We start from the raw sequence: 22,069 nt of genomic DNA on the forward strand, positions 1-22,069 counted from the left end.
ACCCAAAACCATTGGGGCGCGTGAGTTCTCGCAAGTGCGGACTCGTACCCTTGGTTTCCCTTGCAGACCCGGCCGCTGCGCGCGTAGCGAGCAGCGGGAACGGACGAGCCCCTTGTCACTAACGAGAATGGTGCGAGGCGACAGACGCTCCGGAGCCATTAACCCTTGGTGGCGCGATGTGAACGGTGGCAGGCGCTAGCGGTTTGAGCGGCTTTCTTTTGCCTACTTTTCTTTGCCGCTGCAAAGAAAAGTAGGTGCCGCCCCGCACAGGGGCAACGCTGGCATACCGACACGAAAACAAGTAAAGGCCAAAAAACAGCCAAAGCGACACCAAAACCCAAACCCAAAACTCAAATCAGCAACTCAAGCGAGTGATAGAGCCGCCTGCGCTCGGGATTAGCGGAAGCCTCACCCGCATGAATCGCCTCCTTGAGGCATTCGAGAAAGCATTCGGCCGCTGCGGAGAGCGGCACGCCGCGCCGCGCAACCACGCTCACGACCGTCCGGTCCACTTCCTCCTGAAGCGCGAGCGCCCGCAGGTTGTCGCGCGCGAAGCGCGTCTCCACGAGCGGCCACGGGAAAATGCTCACCATGTCTGTGTTCATGATGAGCCCCATTGCCACCACGAACGAGTGCGCGAGGTGCACGCTCTTCGGCATTGGCAGGCCGTGACGCAGGAACACGTCGTCGGCGATCATCTCTTTGCTTGCCGGGTCCCAGTTGAGCAACCATTCGCAATCCTGAAGTTCCTTCAGCGATTGCGCGTGCGAGCACGGATGGTCCTTGCGCACCACCACAGCCGACTCCGTGGCGAAAATCGGCGTTTGCGTAAATTCAGCATGCAGCGAAGCGGGCCCGGGCTTGCCTAGCGAGAAGTCGAGGGAGCCGTCGCGAAGCCGCGGCATCACGATATTGAGCAGGCCTTCGTAGAACTCCAGCTGCATGCCGGGCATGCGTTCGCGAAACAGCGTGACGGCGTCGGGCAGGAAGGAGAGGGCGAGCCACGGCGTCACGCCGATCGCGAGCTTGCCGGTGCCGCGCCCGCGCCGCGCGTCGAGTTCGTCCTGGGCGCGTGACATCTGGTGCACGACGAGCCGTGCATGCACGAGCAGCGCCTGGCCCGCTTCCGTGAAGGCGATGCCGTTCGCGTTGCGCGTGACGAGCGCGATTTGCTGCTCGGCCTCCAGCTCACGTACCGCCTTTGTCGCAGCCGCCGGCGAGATGCCAAGCTGGCGCGCGGCCGCGCGAATACTGCCGGTATCGGCCATGGCGACGAGCGCGCGGAACTGGTGGAACTTCATAAGGGATAACCCGGGTGCGCACTTCTGGTTGGCGGGCCAACTATTTTAGGGCTGTCGGCAGATAAGCGACGTCATTATTCTCAAGCGAATTCACACTCACGCTCGCCCTGGAGGGAATTCGTATGAACACGATGGCTATCCCGGCCGCAATCGCCGCGATCGAAGACGAAATGATCGCGCTGCGTCACGAGATCCACGCGCATCCCGAACTGGGCTTCGAGGAATTCGTCACAAGCGACCTCGTCGCGCAGCGCCTCACCGAGTGGGGCTACGAGGTGCACCGCGGGCTGGGCGGCACGGGCGTCGTGGGCACGCTCAAGGTGGGCGACGGCCGAGCGCGCCTCGGCCTGCGCGCCGACATGGACGCGCTGCCGATCCAGGAGAACACCGGCCTCGACTACGCGAGCCGCATTCCGGGCAAGATGCACGCATGCGGTCACGACGGCCACACGGCCATGCTGCTCGCGGCGGCGAAGCATCTCGCGCAGTCGCGCAACTTCAGCGGCACGCTGAACCTCATTTTCCAGCCCGCCGAAGAGGGCCTGGGCGGCGCCAAGCGCATGCTCGACGAAGGCCTGTTCGAGCGCTTTCCTTGCGACGCCGTGTTCGCCATGCACAACATGCCCGGCTTCCCCACCGGCAAGCTCGGCTTTCGCGCGGGGCCGTTCATGGCTTCGTCGGACACGGTCATCATCGACATCGACGGGCGCGGCGGTCATGGTGCGGTGCCGCATAAGGCGATCGACCCGGTCGTGGTGTGCGCCAACGTCGTGCTCGCGCTGCAGACCATCGTGTCGCGCAACGTGCCGCCGCTCGACATGGCGATCGTCACCGTGGGCGCGATCCATTCGGGCGACGCCCCCAACGTGATTCCGCAAACCGCGCAGATGCGCCTCTCGGTGCGCGCGCTGCGCCCCGAAGTGCGCGACTTGCTGCAGGAGCGCATCACGGCGCTCGTGCACGCACAGGCGAGCGCGTACGGCGCCACGGCGCGCATCGACTATCAGCGCCGCTACCCGGTGCTCGTGAACGACGTGGCAATGACGGCGTTCGCGCAGGACGTGGCGCGCGACTGGCTGGGCGAAGAGGGGCTCATTCACGACATGGCGCCGCTCACCGGCAGCGAGGACTTCTCGTTCCTGCTCGAGCGCTGCGCGGGCAGCTACCTGATCATCGGCAATGGCGACGGAGAGGGCGGTTGCATGGTGCACAACCCCGGCTACGACTTCAACGACGACTGCCTTGCCACCGGCGCAGCATACTGGGTGCAACTCGCCGAACGCTTCCTGCGCGGCTAAAGCCGATACCGATAGCCAGCAGGCAAACGGACCAACAGACGCACCACGATACGCGATACGAGACACACGAGGAGACACCCGATGAACGCCACGTCGATTCAGGCGCCGGCCGCAGCCGCCCAGGCTTCCACGCGCCGCTCGCGCGCGAAGGCCATCTTCGCGATCACGCTCGGCAACGGGCTCGAGTTCTTCGACTTCACGGTCTACAGCTTCTTTGCCTCGATCATCGGCTCGCTGTACTTTCCGGTGCATGGCTCGCTGAACCAGTTGATGCTCGCCGTGGGCAGCTTCGGCGTGGGTTTCGTCGTGCGTCCGATCGGCGGCATCGTGATCGGCGCGTTCGCGGACCGCGTGGGCCGCAAGGCCGCCATGACGCTCACGCTCTGGCTCATGGCGCTCGGCTCGGCGCTCATCGCATTCGCGCCCACCTATGCGCAAATCGGGCTCGCGGCGCCCGCGCTGATCCTGATCGCGCGCCTCGTGCAGGGCTTCGCGGTGGGCGGAGAAGTGGGCGCCTCGACATCGCTGCTGCTCGAATACGCCGATGACCGTTCGCGCGGTTTCTACGGCAGCTGGCAGTTCGTGAGCCAGGGGCTCAATACGGTGTGCGGCGCGCTCATCGGCGTGACGCTTTCCACCACGCTCTCGCAGGCCGCGCTGGAAAGCTGGGGCTGGCGCGTACCGTTCGTGATCGGCATGCTGGTCGTGCCGGTGGGCGTGTACATTCGCCGCCATCTCGACGAAACGCTCGTGAACCCCGTCGAAGTGGAGGACACCGAACCCGTGGCCGACATGGCGCGGCCGCTGCGCGAGATTTTCGGACGTCATCGCACGTCGCTCGTGGCCGGTGTCGTCACAACCATCGGCGGCACGGCGGCGAACTATATCGTGCTGTTCTACATGTCGACGTATGCGATCAAGATTCTCGGCCTGCCGATGTCGGTCGGCATGAGCGCGGCGCTCGTCGCGGCGCTCGTCACCGCCGTGTGCTCGCCGTTCGCCGGCTCGCTTTCCGACCGGCTGGGCCGCAAGTGGGTGATGGGCGTTTCGCGCGTGCTGCTGATCGCGGTGATCTATCCGGCGTTCATGCTCATTCATGCCATGCCGACCGTCACCACCGTGCTCGCGGTCGTGGCCGTGCTGGGCGCGATCGTCGCGTTCACGGCAGTCCCCAACATCGTGATGCTGCCGGAACTCTTTCCCCAGTCGATTCGCGTGACCGGCATGTCCGTGGTGTATTGCGTGGGCGTGTCGATCTTCGGCGGCTTCGCGCAGTTTTTCGCGACCTGGCTCATCAAGCTGCTCGACAACCCGCTCGCGCCCGCCTGGTATCTGATCGGCTGCGGGGCGGTCTCGCTGCTCGCGCTGCCGCTCATTCGCGAACCGGCGGGCCGTCCGCTCGATTGAGTGCGATTGAACGCGATTGAGTGTTGAATACGGCCGCTACGCACTTTTAGCGGCCGTGTCGTGTTTATTTACCAGACGTTTATACGGCGCTGCCTAGAATCGGTTCGTGTTCAACTCAAGCGCGCCGGCCGAAACGGCGGCGTGCACACAACACGTATGCCGTCCAACGTCTCGCAGGGCCCGGTTTCCCGAGGTTCCCGCTCCGCCGCCGCGCCGCGCCCCGATCTTTCACTGCGCAACTCGCGCAAGCTTTTTCACCCGGCAACCCAACGCACAACAGTGCAACTCGTCGTGCGCGTGCCCACGAGCGAAGCGCAACTCGCGCGATGCGCGCTGCATGGTCTTATAGGCGACGCGCTCGGCGTCCATACGATCGATATCGATCGCCGCAACAATCTCGCTTGCCTGCATGTCGAACTCGATCGCCGTCGCGTAGCCGAGGCCATGGCGCTCCTCATGCGTACGCTCTCGTGTGCGGAATTCGGCTCGGTGCGCCGGCTCGATCGCGCGACCTGATTCGCGACGCGTGGCGCAACCACCGCTGCGCCACGCTTGAATATCTCCTATCCGCAGTTCACGCGACGCATGCTTCGTGCGTCCGCATCCTTCGCTTTCTCCCTTTCTGCATACGCAAGCGTAGCGCATAGTCATGCGAACGTTAGCGAACGATTCGCTCGCCTTCATTTCGGATTTCGAAACGAATTCGGTCACTATTGCCTCATGAGTGCCGGTCTCGTTGTCGCGGATGAATTTTTGGCCATCCTGATTCTGCGTTGTCTCGAAAAACAGTAGTATTTGTTCGAGCACCAAAGTCAGTGGCGGTGATACGACTCGATCGCCCGCGCGCGCCTGATTTGGTTTCGTCGGTCCAGCGCAGATCGTCGACAACACGGAGAACAGCATGACTCACGGTATTCGGGTGGCCAGCTTGTGTCTGTCGTTGGGATTGCTGGTAAGTGTCGTTGGATGTCATGAAAACAAACCTGCTGCTGAAACTCGACCCGCCGCGAACGTTGACGTGATCAATATTGCGCTGCGCGACGTGCCCGTTGTTTTCGAGTACGTGGGGCAAACGGAAAGCTCGCAGCAGGTCGAAATTCGCGCGCGCGTGAGCGGCTTCCTCGAAAGGCGCGTGTATACGGAGGGCTCGCTGGTCCACGCAGGCGACGTCATGTTCGTCATGGACCGCAAACCGTTCGAGGCCACGCTCGACGCCGCGAAGGCCGAGCTTGCGCAGCAAAAGGCGCGGCTTCAGACCGCGGAGGCCAACCTCGCCCGCGTGCGTCCGCTGGCCGCGAAGAACGCGTTGAGCCAGAAAGATCTCGACGATTCGATCGGCCAGGAGCAGGCCGCCGCCGCCGCTGTCGAAGGGGCGAAGGCGAATGTCATTAGCGCTTCGCTCAATCTCGGCTACACGACGATCGTGGCGCCCGTTACCGGCCTTTCGAGCTTCGCGAAGAGGCAGGACGGCTCGTATATCGATACAAGCAATAGCCTGCTCACCTACGTGGCCAAGCTCGATCCCATGTGGATCAACTTCTCGCTCTCCGAGAACGAGATGCTCAATCTGCGCACGCAAACGCAGAACGGCACGCTCAAACTGCCGCCGGTGGGCAAGCTCGAAGCGGTGATCGTGCTGGCAGACGGCACCATCTACCCGGAGCGTGGCCACATTGCATTTACCGACGCGTCGCTTAGCTCGGAAACCGGCACCTACCTGATTCGGGCGTCCATGCCGAACCCCACGGGGTCGCTGCGGCCCGGTCAGTTCGTGCGTATCAAGCTGCTGGGCGCGCAGCGCAGTTCGGCGGTGGCCGTGCCGCAGGCGGCTGTGCAGCAGGGGCCGCGCGGCGCATATGTGTGGACAGTCGACAAGGACGGTAAGGCACAGCAGCGCGTGGTGGAAACGGGCGAGTGGAATGGCAATGCGTGGGTGATCAAGTCGGGCTTGCATCCTGGCGACCACGTCATCATCGACAATACGCTGCGGCTCATGCCCGGTGCGCCGGTCAAGGCGAATCTCGTTCAGACGCCGCCCGCGGACGTGAATATCGGCGCAACGTCCGCTGGGCAAGACAGCGGAGCGGGCGGTGGGGCGCAGGCGGGCGCGGCTGGGGCTTCCGGCCCGGCTGCGGCGAACGCGAGCCCAGGCGCGAATGCGCAGGCCAACGCGCAGGGCAACGCGGGAACGAATGCCGCCAAGCCGGCCGCTGCTGCTAGTGAGCCCGATGTATTGGGCGACCACACCGCGGTCTATTTCGCAACGGGCAGTTCGAGCCTCGACGCCCCGTCGGCCGACGCGCTTGCGGGCGTGGCGCGCCGTCTCGTTGCCGAGCCGGGCTTGCGCGTGGTGATTTCCGGCTACACCGATTCGACGGGCTCGCAAGCCGCGAACGAGCGTCTTGCGGCCGCGCGCGCGGCCACGGTGCGCGCTGCGCTGGTCGTGGCCGGCGTGAAAACCGAGCGCATCGAGATGCGCAAGCCGGCGCAGATCGTCGCCAATGATCCGCCCGACAAATCCCGCCGCGTGGACGTCACGTTCTCGCCCGCTGCGGGAGGTTGAACGATGAAGTTCTCCCACTTCTTTATTGACCGGCCAATTTTCGCGTCGGTCCTCTCGATCGTGCTCGTCGTCGCGGGTCTCGTGGCGATGTTCAACCTGCCGATCGCCCAGTTTCCGGACATCGCGCCGCCAACGATTACGGTGAGCGCCACGTATCCGGGCGCGAGCGCCGATATCGTCGCGCAGAACGTGGCCGCGCCGATCGAGCAGCAGGTGAACGGCGCGGACAACATGATGTACATGAACTCGTCGAGCTCCTCGACGGGCAACATGACGCTCACGGTGTACTTCAATATCGGCACCGATCCGTCGCTCGCGCAGGTGGACGTGCAAAACCGCGTGAACCTTGCGTTGCCGTTCCTGCCCGATTCGGTCACGGCGCAAGGCGTGTCGGTGCAGAAGCGCTCCTCCGCGTTCATGATGGTGATCGCGATCTATTCACCCGATAACGCCTACGACGCGGCCTACGTGGCGAACTATGCGAACGTCTACGTGCTCGACGCGCTCAAGCGCATTCCGGGTGCGAACCAGGCGTCGATCTTCGGCTCTGCCGACTATGCGATGCGCGTGTGGCTCAAGCCAGACCGCATGGCGAAGCTCGGCATTACCGTGACCGACGTGCAGAACGCGATCGCGCAGCAGAACCAGCAGTTCTCCGCGGGTCGCCTCGGCGCGGCGCCGACCAACAAGCCGGTGAACCAAACCTTCCCGGTGACGACGAAGGGGCGTCTTACCGAGCCCGCCGATTTCGACAACATCATCCTGCGCGCGGCGTCGGGCGACGCGGCGATCGTGCGCCTCAAGGACATTGGTCATGCGGAGCTCGGCGCGAAAGACTACACGCTGCGTGGCCGCTTCAACGGCAAGACGGCCACGCTGCTCGCCGTGTATCAGCAGCCGGGCGCGAATGCACTGCAAGTGGCCAAGCAGGTGCGCCAGACACTCGAGCAGTTGAACAAGAGCTTCCCGCCCGGTCTCAAGTATGAAGTCGCGCTCGATACGACCGAGTTCGTGCACGAGTCGATCAACGAGGTGGTCCATACGCTGCGCGACGCGGTGATTCTCGTGATCATCGTGGTGTACATCTTCCTGCAGAGTTTCCGGGCGACGCTCGTGCCGCTGCTCGCCGTGCCTGTGTCGATCATCGGCGCGTTCATCGGCATGTCGGCGTTCGGTTTCTCGATCAACATGCTCACCTTGTTCGGCATGGTGCTGGCCATCGGTATCGTGGTGGACGACGCGATCGTGGTGATCGAAAACGTCGAGCGCAACATGACCGAATTCAAGCTACCGCCCAAGGAAGCGGCCAAACGCGCGATGGACGAAGTGAGCGGGCCGGTGGTGGCGATCGTGCTCGTGCTGCTCGCGGTGTTCATACCGGTGGCGTTTCTCTCGGGCATCACCGGGCAGCTCTACAAGCAGTTCGCTGTGACGATTGCGGTTTCGGTGGTGCTTTCGGGTATCGTCGCGCTCACGCTTTCGCCCGCGCTCGCGGCCATTCTGCTCAAGCCGGGCGAGCACAAGAAGAACCGCTTTTTTCGCTGGTTCAACGAGAAGTTCGATAGCCTGACCGAAGGCTATGGCAGCTGGGTGCAGACCGCGATACGACGCGTGGTGCTCTCCATCGGGCTGATCGCCGTGATGATCATCGCCACGGTCGGCCTGTTCAAACACATTCCATCGTCATTCCTGCCCGTGGAGGATCAGGGCTATCTGTTCGGCGCGGTCGTGATGCCCGACGCGGCGAGTCTGGACCGCACGGGTGACCTCTCGAAGAAGGCCGAGGACTGGTTCGCGAAACAGCCTGCCGTGAGTTCGGTGGCGGCTCCGATCGGCTACAGCTTGATCGACTCGCAGTACAAGTCGAACGCGGGCACGTTGTTCGTCACGCTCAAGGGCTTCAAGGATCGTGGCGAGAACGGCACCGCGCAGGATCTGATCCGCGACGCCACGAAGGAATTCTCGACCTTCAAGGACGGCGTGGTCGTGCCGCTCAATCCACCGTCGATCCCAGGCCTCGGCACCACCGGCGGCTTCGAGTTCTGGGCGCAAAGCACGGGCGACGGCACGTATCAGCAGCTCGAAGACAAGGTGCGCCAGATGATTGCAAAGGCGCGCCAGAATCCGGCGCTGCGCGGCGTGAACTCCACCATCAACACGAATTCGCGCCAGTTGCTCGTGGAAGTGGACCGCGAGCGTGCGGAAACGCTCGGCGTTCCGGTTCAGGATATCTACACCGCACTCCAGACGATGTTCGGCTCCTTGTATGTGAGCCAGTTCCCGAAAGGCAGCCGCCTCTTCCAGGTGATCATTCAGGCCGAGCCGCAATACCGCTTGACCCCGGACGATATCCAGCAGCTCTACGTGCGCAACCGAAACAACGATATGGTGCCGATCAAGGCCGTGACGACCTCGCGCTTCGTGCCTGGACCTGACATCGTGAACCGCTTCAACAACTTCCCGGCGGCGAAGATCACCGGCGACGCGGCGCCCGGTCACAGCTCGGGCGAGGCGATCGCGGCGATGGAGCAGATCGCGGGCGAAGTGCTGGGCGAGGGCTACAGCTACGAGTGGAGCGGCCAGGCGTACGAAGAGAAGAAGGCCGGCTCGACAGCGGCGCTCGTGTTCGGCTTCGCGCTGCTGATGGTGTTCCTCATTCTCGCGGCGCAGTATGAGAAGTGGTCGTTGCCGATTGGCGTGCTGCTCGCCGTGCCGTTCGCGATCTTCGGGGCGCTGGTGGGCATCCTGCTGCGGGGCATGGAAAACGACGTGTATTTCCAGATCGGCCTGACTGTGCTGATCGCGCTCGCGGCGAAGAACGCCATTCTGATCTTCGAGTTCGCCGTTGAAATGCGCGAGAAGGAGAACATGTCGCCCTACGAGGCGGCGCTGCACGCCGCGAAACTGCGCCTGCGGCCGATCATCATGACCTCGCTCGCGTTCATTCTGGGCTGCGTTCCGCTTGCCATCGCCAGCGGCGCGTCGGCCGCGAGCCGGCGCTCACTCGGTACCGGCGTGATCGCGGGCATGCTCGGCGCCACCGTGATCGCGCTGTTCTTCATTCCGATGTTCTTCTGGGGACTGGAAACGCTCTCGTCGCGCAAGAAGCCGGACGCTACGCCGCATGCCAGCACGCCCCCTGCGGCGCCGCCTTCGCAGGAGGGCTGAGCGATGAAGACACGTTTGAATCTGAAGCACCGCACGCTGCGTCCATTCGGGCTGATCGTCGCGACGGCATGCCTTGGCGCCTGCGCGGTCGGGCCCGATTATCATCGTCCGACGGTGGAGACGCCGTCGACGTTTCGCTATGCCTCGCCGCAGGCCGAACCCATCGACACCTCGCTCGACTGGTGGATGCAGTTCAACGACCCGGTGCTCAACGACCTCGTCACGAAGGCGCTCGCGCAGAACAAGGATCTCTTGATTGCGTCGGCGCGTGTCGAAGAATTCTACGGGCGTTATGTCGTGACGCGCGCGGGTCTTTTCCCGCAGGTTTCGGCGAATTTCGGCGCTTCGCGCAGCCGCGGCGTGCCGGCGCCGGGCTTCCCGCCCGTGGTCGGCAACCAGGTGCAGTTGAACGGCGCGGTGTCGTGGGAGCTCGATTTGTTCGGCCATTTGCGCAGGCTCACTGAGGCGGCGCGCGCCGACTATATGAGCACGCAGTCCGCACAGCAGGCCACGCGCATTGCCATCATTGCGAACGTCGCCACGTCGTATCTGCAATTGCGCGACTTCGATAATCAACTCACCATTGCGCAGGACACGCTCGAAAGCCGCAAGGGCGCGCTCGATCTCTTCAACGAGCGCTATGCGGGCGGCGTCGTTTCGCGGTTGCAGGTGAGCCAGGCGCAGTCGGAGTATCAATCGGCGCAGACCTCCGTGTATTCGATCCAGCAGGAAATCGCGACGCAGGAAGACGCGATTTCGCTGCTGCTGGGCCAGAATCCGGGGCCGATTCCGCGCGGCAAATCGATCACCGAACTCACTGCGCCCGCCATTCCGGCTGGCTTGCCGTCGACGCTGCTGGAGCGCCGGCCCGATATTCTGCAGGCCGAACAAACGCTCATTTCGGCGAACGCCTCGATCGGCGCCGCGCGCGCGCTGTATTTCCCGCAGATTTCGCTCACGGGACTGTTCGGTGCGGCGAGCACGGCGCTCTCGGGGCTCTGGACCGGCCCCGCGCGCGTCTGGTCGTTTGCGGGCGCGATCACGCAGCCGATTTTCGAGGGCGGCGCGATTGCGGGTGGCGTGCATCAGGCCGAAGCCGTGCAGCAGGAAGCGCTCTTCAGCTACGAGCAGACGATCCAGCAGGCGTTCGCCGATGTCGAGAATGCGCTCGTGGGCGTGGCGCGCACGCGCGATCAGCTGGATTCGACGAAGCTCCAGGTGACGGCACTCACGGAATACACGTCAGTTGCGCGCGATCTCTATGAGGGCGGCTACACGAGCTATCTGGAAGTGCTCGACGCGGAACGCAGCCTCTTCAATGCGCAGTTGCAGCAGTCGTCGCTGCAGGACCAGGAACTCGCGCAGATCGTGAGCCTGTACAAGGCGCTTGGCTACGGCTGGACGCCGGCAGCACCGCCGCCGGCAGCGGACAGCGCGAAGCCGTCGCAGTCTTGAACTGCGACGGCCGCGCTTTGAGGGGGGATGGCGAAAGGCGAACCTGGCGCGGGCGCGCCGGTTCGTTTCATGGACTCTCCGACATCAGCCAGTGCAGCGATTGCGGAGCGGGCTTGCTGGCTTTCGCTGTTTGCCCGGCTTTGGGCGCCGGTTTCGCGACTTTTTGTACCTGCATGGGCCGGGCGGCGTTGAGGGCGGTGGCATGGCCGCCGGTTTGCGCGAACGCGACGGGGCTTGCCGACGCGAACACGAGCAGCGCGGCGGCGAACGTCAGTGCGTGGGGGCGAGTCATTAGAGGTCTCCCGCGTGAACGAGCGGCAGGCGTTGGGAAGAGACCAGCGCTGCAAGCGGAAGTGTGTTCTGACGATAACCGCCACGCGTCCATCATTTGATGGAGAAACGCGTGGCTTGTGTGGGGTACCCCGCTTAACGGGTACGGAATCAGTCGGCGGGGCGGCGGTCGGCGAGCGCCCGTTCGCAGTCCTTGAGCACTTGCAGGACGAGCTTGGCCTGGTAGTTCAGATCGTCGGTGTCGAGAATCTCCTCGACGGCGTCGCGCGCCCAAACCGCGTCGACGAACCACGCGTGCTGCTGCGCGATGTCCTGCGCCATGGCGGCGAGGCGTGCAATGGCGAGCCAGTCGGCCTCTCGCGCGTGACGGTCGAGCCACTTGTGCGCCGCCTGGACGTGAAAGGCCGCGTTGGGCCAGGATTCGTTGAGATAGTAAGCCCCGAGGCTCCCGCAGGTGAGCCAGCAGAGCAGCTCCACGCGATCGCGCGGACTCAGATGGTGGCGTACATCACTCATGGCGACGCTCGCGAAGTAACAGAGTTCGATTGACGGGTGCGTGCAGACTTTTCGAATCCGATGACAAAACGATATCACGGCTCATAAAAAATCGCCTGCCCCGCACTGGCGCTGCACGCACGGGTGTTACATGGATAGCGTCGCCTGGCGGCGCGTTGTATGCAAACCAGGAGTGACACCAGGAAGGCGCCTGCCGTTATGCGCTTTGCAGCGTTTCGCGTGCCTGTTTCCTGCCGCCGCTCTTTTGGCGCTCTTTTGGCGCTCGATTAGACCCCTTGAGTGACGCGCGCTACGCGTCTTTACCGCGGCCTTTCCCTGCGAGTTGGGCGGCCGTGTCCACCGCGCCCATGGCGTTTGCCACATCCAGCGCGGTGTTGCCCGCGGCGTCGTGCGCCGCCGGGTTAGCGCCACGCGCGAGCAGCAGGTCGACGATATCGGAGCGATTGAACATGGCGGCAACCATCAGGGCCGTGCGGCCGTCGGGGGAGGCGCCTTCCACGTCGGCACCACTTTCCAGCAGCGCGCTGATCACGTCGGCGTAGCCCTTGAAGGCTGCGCCTGCGATTGGCGTTTGCCCATTGTCGTTGCGCAGGTTGGGATCGGCGCCGCGCTGTACGAGCGCGCGCACGGCGGCCGCGTGACCGTGATAGCTCGCGAGCATCACGAGGCTGTCGCCTTTTTCGTTGCGCAGGTTCGGCGGCATGCCCTGATCGATCAGCGTGGCGAGCGTGGTGGCTTCGCCGCGGCGCGCGGTGTCGAACACCTGGCGCGCGAACTCGACGAAGCGCGGATCGAGTTCGCCGCCGTCAACGTCCGAGCCAGACGAAGAGGACGAAGAGGACGAAGAGGACGAAGAGGACGAAGAGGACGAAGAGGACGAAGAGGACGAGGTGGGGCGAGGCGGCGCGCTGGCGGTCATGGCAGTCTCCTGGTTCGGATCGCCTGTCGATTCGGCGCGGCATGCCGCCGTCGAGGCTGGCCCATTGTCGCCGATCTTCGCGAACCGCGAGGCCAGGGCGTCGGACGCACGCGCAATGAAAAAGGCGCTGCCCAGACCGCTAAAAAGCAGCTGGCGCAGCGCCTTCCTTCATGCAAAAACCGCGAACGCTCAGGGCACGAGCCAGAGCGCGACGGCGTAGATCACGAGCGACACGGCGAACGTCACAGCGGTATAGCCCATCACGCGCTGAATGCGGATACCCGCGATCGCGACGATCGGCACGGCCCAGAACGGCTGCAGCATGTTCGAGACGTTCTCGGCCATCGCCACGCCCATGGCGGTGCGCGGCACCGAGGCGTGCAGGCTCAGCGCGGCCGGCAGCACGAACGGGCCTTGCACGGCCCAGTGGCCGCCGGCGCTCGGCACGAGCAGCGTGATGATGAGCGAGCTCAGATAGCTCCAGAGCGGCAGCGAAAGCGGCGTGGCAATCGTGACGAAGGCCTTGGCGATCATCGAGGCGAGGCCCGTGCCCTTCATCACGCCCATGATGCCGCCGTACACGGGGTACTGGAGCAGCATGGAGCCGGTCTGGCGCGCGGCGCGGCGAATGGCGTTCGCGTAGGCGATGGGCGTGCGCTGAAACGCGAGGCCGATCAGCAGGAAGATCAGGATCGTCGTGTTGATGTCGAGATCGAAACCCTTTTCGCTCCATTCCATCGCGAGATAGCCCGCGCCGAGCGCGATCAGGAGCAGCGTGCCGAGCATCGACTGTTCGAGGCGCGAAGCGAACGAAGGCGTGCCGTTACCGACGCGCGCGTGCGGATCGTCGCTGGCGCCGGCATCGCTCGTTTCGGCGTCGGCCGCCTGGCTGAACGGCGCCACGTGCTCCGGCTTCGGATGCATGCGGATGAAGATGAACGTCATCACGACCACGACCATCACGGTCGGGATGAAGACGAACGGCGCGAACACCGTCTCGCTGAGCGGAATCACATGACCCGTCGCCTTTTCCACGAGATTGAGCGCGTTGCCATGCGAGGCCTGCGAGAGGGCGATCGAACTGGAGAGCCCGCTATTGCAGATCGACCATGCCGAATAGCTGCCGGCCACGAGCCACGCGAAATCCACGTTCACGCGCTTCGCGATTTCTCGCGAGAGCAGTGCGCCCACGATCAGGCCGAGACCCCAGTTCAGCCAGGCCGCGATCGCGACGACCGGAAACACCAGCAGCGCGGCGCGCGCCGGCGTTTGCGCCTTGGCCGCGAGCGCGCGCAGCACGCGCTGGATCACGGGCGCTTCGGCAATGGCGTAGCCCGTGGCGAGGATCAGGATCATCTGCAGCGCGAAGCCGAGAATGCCGAACGTGCCTTCGTACCAGGAACTGAGCAGCGTGGGGAGATTGCCGTGCGGCGCGATCAGCAGCGCGAGCACCGCGACGAAGAAGGTGAGGCAGATCGAAAGAACGAAGGGGTCGGGCATGACCCGCTCGAAAACATACACGAGGGCGGCGACGACACCCTGGCGGGAGTCGCGCGTTTCAGTCTGGAGGTCTCTTTTCATGCTCTTTGCGCTAGGTAGCGTGTGGCTACTGGCTGGCCGGAGCGGACAGGATCGGCGTGACTTGCGAGTGGTCCCGGCACCGTGCGGCTGGCAAGCCAGCTCACGCGTGGTGCACGGGGAGGCAGGTGCGGCTCCTCCATCAGCGAGAGGCGATGCCGCCCCGGCGCAGCGGGTTCATATCACGCCTTGCACGCGCAGATTTGCACGGCAAGACGGCCAGCCCGTTCTTGTTATTCTCGCGTTCGTAATACGAACACGGTTTCGATTATCGAACGACGCATTATTCGCTTCATGCGGATTGGATGTCAAGGCTGCCATGCCGTGCCGGGGCTGTTTTTTAGCGATAAATAAGTGTGAGATACATTCAGTTTGTAATGAAAATGAAATGGTAAAGAAATTGCATGGGCGTCACGCGAACTATCTAAAATGCAGGAGCGAGGAGCACTTTTCGCGCGCACCCAGACCCCTCTCGAGCTGTAAATCACTGCATTCAGGAGACTGAAGATGACGATTCGAATTGGAGAAGAGGCACCCGATTTCACCGCGGAGACCACCGAAGGCAAGATCAACTTCCACGAATGGATTGGCGACCACTGGGCCATCCTGTTTTCGCACCCGAAAGACTTCACGCCCGTATGCACGACGGAACTCGGCTACATGGCAAAGCTCAAGCCTGAGTTCGACAAGCGCAACACGAAGATCATCGGCCTGAGCATCGACCCGGTGGATGATCATGCGAGGTGGGCGAAGGACATCGAGGAAACGCAGGGTAGCGCCGTCAACTATCCGATGATTGGAGACAAGGACCTGAACGTTGCCAAGCTCTACGACATGATTCACCCGAACGCGAGCGGCGCAAGCCCGCGAACGGCGGCCGACAACGCCACGATACGTGCGGTGTTCCTCATTGGGCCGGACAAGAAGGTGAAGGCGATGTTCGTCTACCCGATGAGTTCGGGCCGTAACTTCGACGAGGTGCTGCGCCTGCTCGATTCGCTGCAGCTCACCGCGAAGCACACGGTGGCGACGCCGGTGAACTGGAAGCCGGGCGACGACGTCATCATCCCGACTTCGGTTTCCGACGACGCGGCGAAGCAGAAGTATCCGCAGGGCTTCAAGACGCTCAAGCCGTATCTGCGCACGGTCGAGCAGCCGAAATAAAGTTCGGCCTGCATAAAAAAACGCGGCGCACAGGTAGTGCGCCGCGGACCACGGGCCAGGGAGGCTTGCGCCTCACACGGCCCGGACAGGGGAAACCGGCTGAATCAGTTCGAAGGTGCGGGACGCCACTTGAGCAAACGATGCTCGAGCGCGGTGAGCAGATAGTCGGCGGCGAGCGCGACCACGGCGAGCACGATCATCGCGGCGAACACGCCGCTCGCGTTGAATGCGCCTTGCGCAGTCGAAATCAGCAGACCAATGCCTTGCTTCGAGCCGAGGAATTCGCCCACCACGGCGCCGACCAGCGCGAAGCCGAAGCTCACGTGCAGGCTCGCGAGAATCCACGAAAGCGCCGAGGGAATCACCACCGAGGTCGTCACCTGGCGGCGCGACGCGCCGAGAATCTGCGCGTTGGCGATCATGTAGCGGTCGGCCTCGCGCACGCCCTGGAATGCATTGGCGAACACCACGAAGAACACCATGACCACGGCGAGCGCCACCTTCGACGCCATGCCGAGCCCCAGCGCGATCACGAACACCGAGCCGAGCACCACGCGCGGAATCGAGTTGGCGATCTTGATGTAGAGGCTGAACACGTCGGAGAGCAGCTTGTTGCGGCCGAGCACGATGCCGCAGAACACGCCGGCCACCGAGCCGATGATGAAGCCGAGACCGGTTTCTTCGAGCGTGACCCAGACCTGCGTGAGCAGCGGCCCTTGCGAGGTGCCGTTCACGAACCAGTCGATGATCTGATCGAAGATGGCCGTAGGCATCGAGAAGAAGAACGGATCGATCCATTTGAGGCGCGCGGCGAGCTCCCACCCGCCGAGTACGACGACGAGCACGAGAATACGCAGCGAAATGACGAGCGCCTGGCGCTGGCGAATACGCTTTTGCGCGGCGCGCTCGACGGCGTCGAGCGAGGCGGTGTCGAGGCCTTGCGGCAGGGTTTGTTGCGGGGTGGACATGTCTGGACGGCTCCGGGGGATTAGGCGATCTGCACTTCTTCGCGCAGGTCGTGCCAGATCTGGCGCGACAGTTCGACGAAGTGCGGCGCGTAGCGGATTTCGGACGTCACGCGCGGGCGCGGCAGATCGATCTCGTAGACCTTCTTGAGCGTGGCCGGGCGTGCGGTGAGCACGAACACGCGGTCGGCGAGCGCAATGGCTTCTTCCAGGTCGTGCGTGACGAACACCACCGACCCGGTGCCGCCCCACAACTGCAGCAGCTCGTCTTGCATGAGCGTGCGCGTTTGCATGTCGAGCGCCGAGAACGGTTCGTCCATCAGCAGGATTTCGGGCTTGTTGATGAAAGTCTGCGCGAGCGCCACGCGCTTTCTCATGCCGCCAGAAAGCTGATGCGGATAGTGCTTGCCGAAGTTCGCGAGACCCACGCGGCGCAGCCATTCGTTCGCTTCGTCGTAGGCTGCCGACTTCGAGCGGCCGCGAAAGAGGGGACCGGCCGCCACGTTGTCGAGCACCGAGCGCCACGGGAACACGGCGTCGGCCTGGAACACGAAGCCGATGCGCGGATCGATGCCGTTCACCGGAGCGCCCATCACGCGCACTTCGCCCGTGGTGGGTTTGAGCAGGCCCGTGATCATGCTGAGCGTGGTGGACTTGCCGCAGCCCGTGGGCCCGACAATGGCGACGAACTCGCCGCGCGCGACCGACATGCTGAAGTCGCGCAGGGCGACGGTCGCCTTGCCGTCCGGTGAAATGAAGCGGCACGAAACGTTGCGCAGCTCGATGGCCGGCGTGCCTTGGGAATGGGAGGAAGTCATTGTCTCTGTGGGCTGAACGTGGGGCCGTCTTCGTGGCTTACTTCGACGCCGTGGCGGTCGCTGCCGGCAGGTAGTCGTTCGAGTAAGTCTTCGCGAGGTCGATGTGCTTGCCCTTCACCGAAGGGTTGAACGCCGCAAGCACCTTGAGCACGGTGTCCGGGCCGTCCGCGGGCATGCGGCCGTCCTTCGTGAACATCGGCAGCGAGGACTTCAGCGCGGACACATAGAGGTCCTTGTTATTGCCGTAATAGTCCTTCGGCATCTTCGCGGCGATTTCGTCGGCGCTATGCGTGGCGATGAAGTTGAGCGTGCGCGAGAAGGCGCGTGCGAGCTTCGTCGCGTCGTCCTTGTGCGACTGCGCCCAGGCGCGCTGCACGTAGAAGCTCGAAGCGGGGTAGGTGCCACCGAGCGCGGCGCGCGTGCCTTCGAGCGTGCGCATGTCGACGAGCACCTTCGCGTCGCCGGTTTGCAGCAAACGCGACACGGTGGGCTCCGTGGTCATGCCCGCGTCGATACGGTTCTGCTTGATCGCCGCGATGAACGTGTTGTCCGCGCCCACCGGCAGCAGCGTGTACTGGTTGGCGGGCACGCCGCCGCGCTGCGCGAGGTACTGCGTGAGGAAGCTCGTGGAGGAGCCGAGGCCCGTCACGCCGAGCGTCTTGCCCTTCACGTCGGCCATGCTCTTGACCGTGCCGGCTGCTGCATTCGAAACCATTTCCACTTCGCCCGGCACCTGGCCGAACACCACGAGCGTTTGCACTTCCTTGCCCTTGCTCTGCAGGTCGATGGTGTGATCGTAGAAGCCCACCACGCCTTGCACCGCGCCTGCGAGCAGTTCGTTCTCCGCATCGACGCCGGCCGGCTGCGACTGCAGCTCGACGTCGAGGCCTTCGTCCTTGAAGTAGCCGAGTTGTTCGGTCAGCTTGGCGGGGAGATAGATGATCTTGGTTGCGCCGCCAACCATGATCGTGATCTTTTCCGCGTGGGCGGCCGTGGAGCCGGCGGCAAGGGCGAACGCGACACTCGATACGGCGGCGATCTGGCGCAAGGTAGGCATCGTGGAGTCTCCTGAAGGAAGTGCGCCGTTCGTGCGGGCGCTTTTTGATGGATGGAGCCGATTATAAAAACTGTAAGCCTTCTGCCAGCCTTCTAGCGCTGTGCAAAATCGTCCGTGTTAACCCGCAGGGCGGCGGCGCGCCGGCAACGGCACAATCGATTCCCCCGAAACCTTCGCCCCATGCGCCGCCCATGAAGTTGCTGCTGATCGAAGACAATCCCACGCTTGCGCACTGGCTCGTCAAGACGCTGGAGGAGCAGGCATTCGCCTTCGACGCCGTGCAGGACGGCGAGGCCGCCGACCAGTTGCTGCAGTCCAATCGCTACGATGTCGTGCTGCTCGACCTGAATTTGCCGAAGCTCTCGGGCAAGAACGTGCTGCGGCGGCTGCGCCAGCGCGGCGACGCGACGCCCGTGATGGTGCTCACGGCGAGCGGCTCGATCGACGAAAAGGTGGAACTGCTCGGCGCGGGCGCCGACGACTATCTCGTCAAGCCCTTCGAGGTGCGCGAACTGGTGGCGCGCATCAAGGTGCTGATTCGCCGGCAGACGCCCGCGCGCGCGAACGAAATCGGCTGCGGGGACCTCGTGTTCGACCTCAACACGCGCCAGTTCACGCTGAAGGGCGCACCGCTGAACGTCACGCCGCGCGAGCGCACGGTGCTCGAAACGCTGGCGCTGCGTCTCGGCCAGACCGTTTCGAAGGCCGCGCTCGTCGATGCGATCTTCACGCTCGCCGACGAACCCAGCGAGGACGCCATCGAAATCTACGTCTCGCGGCTGCGCAAGAAGCTCGAAGGCAGCTCGGCTGTGATCGTGACGCTGCGAGGGCTTGGCTATTTGCTGCGCAGGAAGGACGAAACCCTATGACGGGTAGCCTGCGTATTCGCCTGTTGTGGTGGATGCTCGTGCCGCTCGCGCTCTACGTGAGCTTCACGGCGACTTCCGAGTATCGCGCCGCGCGCCATACCGCCGATCTCGTGCAGGACGGCCGGCTGCTGTCGTCCGCGCGCATGATCGCCGGTTCCGTGCAATGGGCCGACGGCGCGCTGCGCGCCGACGTGCCGCCCGCGGCGCTCGAACTGTTCGCCTCGCCGCAACAGGATCAGGTGTTCTACAACGTGCGCGTGGAGGGCGGCTCGCTCCTCGCGGGCATGCCCGATTTCCCGCACGCAGGCGCGCCGCCCGCCGTCGATTCGCCCGTGTCGTACGACGCCGATCTGCGCGGCCAGGCCGTGCGCGCCGTGAGCGTGGTGCGCTCCATGTACGACAACGGCCGAATCTGGCGCGTGCGCGTGTCGGTCGGCAAGACCGAGCGCTCGCGCGACGCAATGGTGGAGGCGCTGTGGCGTCCCCAGCTTTATCGGCAGATCGGCATGGTCATGCTGGCGGTGGCGCTGGCCTGCATCGGCCTCACGATCGAGTTGCGTCCGCTCATGAAGCTCAAGAACGACGTGGCCGACCGCGATCCTTCGCACCTCGAACCGATTCGCGCAGAAGGGCTGCATGTCGAACTCCGGCCCGTTGTGGACGCAATCAATCAATGCATTGCGCGGCTCTCGGCGCAGACGGCGGCGCAGCGCCGTTTCATTGCCGACGCCGCGCACCAGCTGCGCACGCCGCTCACGTTGCTGGGCACGCAATTGCAATACGCGCGTCAGCAAAAAGCCGTCGATCCCGCGCTCGACGAAGTGCTGGCGGCCATGCACGTGAGCAACCGCTCGATGGTCGCGCTCACGAACCAGTTGCTGCTGCTCGCGCAGGCCGAGGCGCTGGACCCCGCGCAATTGCCCGCCGCGCCCGTCGACATGGCGCAGCTCGCGCGCGAAGTGGTCGAGGCGCTCGCGCTGCTCGCGCAGACGCGCGGTATCGATCTCGGCGCGGAGCTGCCGGGTGGGGCAGACGAGGCGGTCGTGCAGGGGCATCGAGAGCTATTGCGCGCGATGGTCAGCAATCTCGTGGACAACGCGCTGCGCTACACGCCGCCGGGCGGTCACGTGACGGTGTCGGTGCGCGCGAGCGGCGAAGCGGTCTCGCTCGACGTGCTCGACGACGGCCAGGGCATTCCCGCGGAAGCGCGTGCGCGCGTGTTCGAGCCTTTCTTCCGGGCGGCTACGCAGACGGAGGGCACGGGCCTCGGTCTTGCGATCGTGCGCGAGATCGCGCAGTCGCATCGCGGCGTGGTGAGCCTGAGTCCGGGTGCGGACGGGCGGGGCGTGCACGCCTGCGTGGTGCTCGCGCGCTGGCAGCCGGCGCTGGCGGCCGTGCCTGCCTAGGAACCGGCGCCGCGCTTCGAGGCTATGCTGCCTCGCAGCCCGCACGCGGCCGTGCTTTAAGGGGCGGTACAATGTGGCCGCCTGAAGCCGCTGCGCCGCGTCGCACCACGCAGGATCGCGCCGGCGACCACCCGTTCATTCGAAGATCGAGACCATGCAAAAGAAAACGGTCCGCAGTGCCCCGATGCCCGCCTACGAGCAGATCAAGCGCCATGTGCTCGCGCAGATCGAAAGCGGCACCTTGCGGCCCGGCGACGTGGTGCCATCCGAAACGGAACTGGTGAAAGAGTTCGGCGTGGCGCGCATGACGGTGTCGCGCGCGCTGCGCGAGTTGATGGCCGAAGGCGTGCTGAACCGCGTGCGCGGTTCGGGCACTTACGTGGCGCCGCGCCAGTACGAATCGACCGTGCTGCAGATCCGCAATATCGCCGACGAAATCGCGGCGCGCGGCCATCGGCATGCGGCCCGCGTGCTGGGGCTCGAGCCGAGCGACGATCCGACCGCGATTGCCGCGCTCGAACTCGACGCCGGGCCGGTGTTCCACTCGCGCATCGTGCACAGCGAGGAAGGCGAGCCGATCCAGTACGAAGACCGCTACGTGAACCCCGAGGTCTTCCCCGACTACCTGGCCCAGGACTTCACCGTCGAAACGCCGAATCACTACATGGTGCGCCTCGCGCCGATCCAGCGCGCCGAGTTCCGCATCTACGCGCAGAAGCCCGACGCGCGCGTGCGGCAGTATCTGGAGATGGAAATCGGCGAGCCGTGCCTGCTGTTGCTGCGGCGCACGTGGGTGGGGCGGCATGTGGCGACCTCGGTGCGGTTGTGGCATCCGGCTTCGCGGTTTCATCTGGCGGGTACGGTGTGAGGCGGTAGCAGCCGTTCGTTCCCCGCTTTACCTCTCCTGGCGTTCGGCGGCCAGCTGAAACGCACATTGCCGCTTCAGGTGTAGCGCTTCAGCCCTCTCTATTCCCTCCTGGTCTCGAACCCGCCTTTTCGTCTGTGCGGGCCGCCTGGCCGTGCCGGTACGCCCTGTGCCGCCGCCAGGCGTTTGCTGTCATCTTGTCTAGCCAACGATCCTCGTAATTCATTTACCGATTTAACGCGCTGAGTCGGTAATTTCGCGCGAATATGTCAGGGTAACTACTAACCCTCGTTTTATCGAAACGAGTTGTATATACAACTTGGCGGCGTTAGACTTAGTCCACGTTGCAGCGCTCATTACACCTGCGCGGGCGCAGCCCTTCAGCTTGCTATCCAGACTCGACGGACTCGAACAAACGCCATGAACCAC

Annotated in this window: 18 protein-coding genes; 9 read left to right on the forward strand and 9 right to left on the reverse strand. The window is 64.3% G+C overall.

Translation table 11 applies throughout. The features are described from left to right. Window positions 1–350: 350 nt before the first annotated feature. Window positions 351–1,301, reverse strand: coding sequence for a LysR substrate-binding domain-containing protein (locus U5A57_RS40305; protein WP_321917815.1), 951 nt, complete (start codon window positions 1,299–1,301; stop codon window positions 351–353). A gap of 122 nt (window positions 1,302–1,423) precedes the next feature. Here U5A57_RS40305 and U5A57_RS40310 point away from each other — a divergent pair, with 122 nt between their 5' ends. Then, window positions 1,424–2,599 (forward strand): M20 aminoacylase family protein, encoded by a 1,176-nt coding sequence (locus tag U5A57_RS40310; protein WP_321917817.1) that lies wholly within the window; start codon window positions 1,424–1,426, stop codon window positions 2,597–2,599. An 81-nt stretch (window positions 2,600–2,680) separates the two neighbouring features. Then, window positions 2,681–4,006 carry an MFS transporter gene (locus tag U5A57_RS40315; protein WP_321917819.1) on the forward strand — a complete coding sequence of 442 codons (1,326 nt, stop codon included), beginning with the start codon at window positions 2,681–2,683 and terminating at the stop codon, window positions 4,004–4,006. A gap of 228 nt (window positions 4,007–4,234) precedes the next feature. Here U5A57_RS40315 and U5A57_RS40320 read toward each other — a convergent pair whose 3' ends face one another. After that, the gene (locus U5A57_RS40320; RefSeq protein WP_321917821.1) at window positions 4,235–4,909 is read right to left on the reverse strand and encodes a hypothetical protein; all 675 of its coding nucleotides are present in this window, start codon (window positions 4,907–4,909) and stop codon (window positions 4,235–4,237) included. Window positions 4,910–5,024: 115 nt separating this feature from the next. Here U5A57_RS40320 and U5A57_RS40325 point away from each other — a divergent pair, with 115 nt between their 5' ends. From U5A57_RS40325 to U5A57_RS40335, 3 genes are read left to right on the forward strand one after another with little or no spacing between them, the layout of a single operon-like run. After that, window positions 5,025–6,569, forward strand: a complete 1,545-nt coding sequence (locus U5A57_RS40325) for an efflux RND transporter periplasmic adaptor subunit (protein WP_321917822.1) — start codon at window positions 5,025–5,027, stop codon at window positions 6,567–6,569. 3 nt (window positions 6,570–6,572) lie between these two features. Continuing rightward, window positions 6,573–9,737 carry a multidrug efflux RND transporter permease subunit gene (locus U5A57_RS40330; RefSeq protein WP_321917823.1) on the forward strand — a complete coding sequence of 1,055 codons (3,165 nt, stop codon included), beginning with the start codon at window positions 6,573–6,575 and terminating at the stop codon, window positions 9,735–9,737. A 3-nt stretch (window positions 9,738–9,740) separates the two neighbouring features. Continuing rightward, on the forward strand, window positions 9,741–11,192 hold the full coding sequence (locus U5A57_RS40335; RefSeq protein ID WP_321917825.1) for an efflux transporter outer membrane subunit: 1,452 nt from the start codon (window positions 9,741–9,743) through the stop codon (window positions 11,190–11,192). A gap of 67 nt (window positions 11,193–11,259) precedes the next feature. On the opposite strand, the gene U5A57_RS40340 is transcribed toward U5A57_RS40335, so the two are convergent. From U5A57_RS40340 to U5A57_RS40355, 4 genes are all read right to left on the reverse strand, one after another. Next, on the reverse strand, window positions 11,260–11,484 hold the full coding sequence (locus U5A57_RS40340) for a hypothetical protein (RefSeq protein ID WP_321917826.1): 225 nt from the start codon (window positions 11,482–11,484) through the stop codon (window positions 11,260–11,262). 149 nt (window positions 11,485–11,633) lie between these two features. Further along, window positions 11,634–11,999, reverse strand: a complete 366-nt coding sequence (locus tag U5A57_RS40345; protein WP_028205078.1) for a hypothetical protein — start codon at window positions 11,997–11,999, stop codon at window positions 11,634–11,636. A gap of 289 nt (window positions 12,000–12,288) precedes the next feature. Continuing rightward, a complete protein-coding gene (locus U5A57_RS40350; RefSeq protein ID WP_321917828.1) occupies window positions 12,289–12,918 on the reverse strand; it encodes an ankyrin repeat domain-containing protein in 630 nt (209 codons plus the stop codon). Between the two features lie 189 nt (window positions 12,919–13,107). After that, window positions 13,108–14,499 carry a short-chain fatty acid transporter gene (locus tag U5A57_RS40355; RefSeq protein ID WP_321917830.1) on the reverse strand — a complete coding sequence of 464 codons (1,392 nt, stop codon included), beginning with the start codon at window positions 14,497–14,499 and terminating at the stop codon, window positions 13,108–13,110. A 504-nt stretch (window positions 14,500–15,003) separates the two neighbouring features. Between U5A57_RS40355 and U5A57_RS40360 the strand changes: the two genes are divergently transcribed. Beyond that, on the forward strand, window positions 15,004–15,660 hold the full coding sequence (locus tag U5A57_RS40360) for a peroxiredoxin (protein ID WP_158759767.1): 657 nt from the start codon (window positions 15,004–15,006) through the stop codon (window positions 15,658–15,660). 104 nt (window positions 15,661–15,764) lie between these two features. On the opposite strand, the gene U5A57_RS40365 is transcribed toward U5A57_RS40360, so the two are convergent. Genes U5A57_RS40365 through U5A57_RS40375 form a run of 3 tightly spaced genes read right to left on the reverse strand, consistent with a single transcriptional unit; the run spans window position 15,765 to window position 18,500 of the window. After that, window positions 15,765–16,628, reverse strand: coding sequence for an ABC transporter permease (locus U5A57_RS40365; protein ID WP_321917832.1), 864 nt, complete (start codon window positions 16,626–16,628; stop codon window positions 15,765–15,767). Window positions 16,629–16,648: 20 nt separating this feature from the next. After that, complete coding sequence (locus tag U5A57_RS40370) at window positions 16,649–17,443, reverse strand: ABC transporter ATP-binding protein (protein WP_321917834.1); 795 nt, start codon at window positions 17,441–17,443, stop codon at window positions 16,649–16,651. 37 nt (window positions 17,444–17,480) lie between these two features. Beyond that, window positions 17,481–18,500: an ABC transporter substrate-binding protein gene (locus U5A57_RS40375; protein ID WP_321917836.1), complete on the reverse strand. Its 1,020-nt coding sequence runs from the start codon at window positions 18,498–18,500 to the stop codon at window positions 17,481–17,483. A 191-nt stretch (window positions 18,501–18,691) separates the two neighbouring features. Between U5A57_RS40375 and U5A57_RS40380 the strand changes: the two genes are divergently transcribed. From U5A57_RS40380 to hutC, 3 genes are all read left to right on the forward strand, one after another. Further along, window positions 18,692–19,369, forward strand: coding sequence for a response regulator (locus tag U5A57_RS40380; RefSeq protein ID WP_321917837.1), 678 nt, complete (start codon window positions 18,692–18,694; stop codon window positions 19,367–19,369). Continuing rightward, window positions 19,366–20,775, forward strand: coding sequence for a sensor histidine kinase (locus tag U5A57_RS40385; RefSeq protein WP_321917838.1), 1,410 nt, complete (start codon window positions 19,366–19,368; stop codon window positions 20,773–20,775). Before U5A57_RS40380 ends, U5A57_RS40385 begins: the two co-directional genes overlap by 4 nt. A gap of 154 nt (window positions 20,776–20,929) precedes the next feature. Next, window positions 20,930–21,643 carry a histidine utilization repressor gene (hutC, locus tag U5A57_RS40390; protein ID WP_321917839.1) on the forward strand — a complete coding sequence of 238 codons (714 nt, stop codon included), beginning with the start codon at window positions 20,930–20,932 and terminating at the stop codon, window positions 21,641–21,643. Window positions 21,644–22,069: the final 426 nt, after the last annotated feature.

Origin of the sequence: Paraburkholderia sp. J11-2, from assembly GCF_905220185.1 — a bacterium.
In the GTDB taxonomy this organism is placed as follows: domain Bacteria; phylum Pseudomonadota; class Gammaproteobacteria; order Burkholderiales; family Burkholderiaceae; genus Paraburkholderia.

Coding starts and splice junctions, on each gene's coding strand:
- U5A57_RS40305 (WP_321917815.1), bottom strand. CDS start 1,301: ATGAAGTTCCACCAGTTCCGCGCGCTCGTCGCCATGGCCGATACCGGC.
- U5A57_RS40310 (WP_321917817.1), top strand. CDS start 1,424: ATGAACACGATGGCTATCCCGGCCGCAATCGCCGCGATCGAAGACGAA.
- U5A57_RS40315 (WP_321917819.1), top strand. CDS start 2,681: ATGAACGCCACGTCGATTCAGGCGCCGGCCGCAGCCGCCCAGGCTTCC.
- U5A57_RS40320 (WP_321917821.1), bottom strand. CDS start 4,909: ATGCTGTTCTCCGTGTTGTCGACGATCTGCGCTGGACCGACGAAACCA.
- U5A57_RS40330 (WP_321917823.1), top strand. CDS start 6,573: ATGAAGTTCTCCCACTTCTTTATTGACCGGCCAATTTTCGCGTCGGTC.
- U5A57_RS40335 (WP_321917825.1), top strand. CDS start 9,741: ATGAAGACACGTTTGAATCTGAAGCACCGCACGCTGCGTCCATTCGGG.
- U5A57_RS40340 (WP_321917826.1), bottom strand. CDS start 11,484: ATGACTCGCCCCCACGCACTGACGTTCGCCGCCGCGCTGCTCGTGTTC.
- U5A57_RS40345 (WP_028205078.1), bottom strand. CDS start 11,999: ATGAGTGATGTACGCCACCATCTGAGTCCGCGCGATCGCGTGGAGCTG.
- U5A57_RS40350 (WP_321917828.1), bottom strand. CDS start 12,918: ATGACCGCCAGCGCGCCGCCTCGCCCCACCTCGTCCTCTTCGTCCTCT.
- U5A57_RS40355 (WP_321917830.1), bottom strand. CDS start 14,499: ATGAAAAGAGACCTCCAGACTGAAACGCGCGACTCCCGCCAGGGTGTC.
- U5A57_RS40360 (WP_158759767.1), top strand. CDS start 15,004: ATGACGATTCGAATTGGAGAAGAGGCACCCGATTTCACCGCGGAGACC.
- U5A57_RS40365 (WP_321917832.1), bottom strand. CDS start 16,628: ATGTCCACCCCGCAACAAACCCTGCCGCAAGGCCTCGACACCGCCTCG.
- U5A57_RS40370 (WP_321917834.1), bottom strand. CDS start 17,443: ATGACTTCCTCCCATTCCCAAGGCACGCCGGCCATCGAGCTGCGCAAC.
- U5A57_RS40375 (WP_321917836.1), bottom strand. CDS start 18,500: ATGCCTACCTTGCGCCAGATCGCCGCCGTATCGAGTGTCGCGTTCGCC.
- U5A57_RS40380 (WP_321917837.1), top strand. CDS start 18,692: ATGAAGTTGCTGCTGATCGAAGACAATCCCACGCTTGCGCACTGGCTC.
- U5A57_RS40385 (WP_321917838.1), top strand. CDS start 19,366: ATGACGGGTAGCCTGCGTATTCGCCTGTTGTGGTGGATGCTCGTGCCG.
- hutC (WP_321917839.1), top strand. CDS start 20,930: ATGCAAAAGAAAACGGTCCGCAGTGCCCCGATGCCCGCCTACGAGCAG.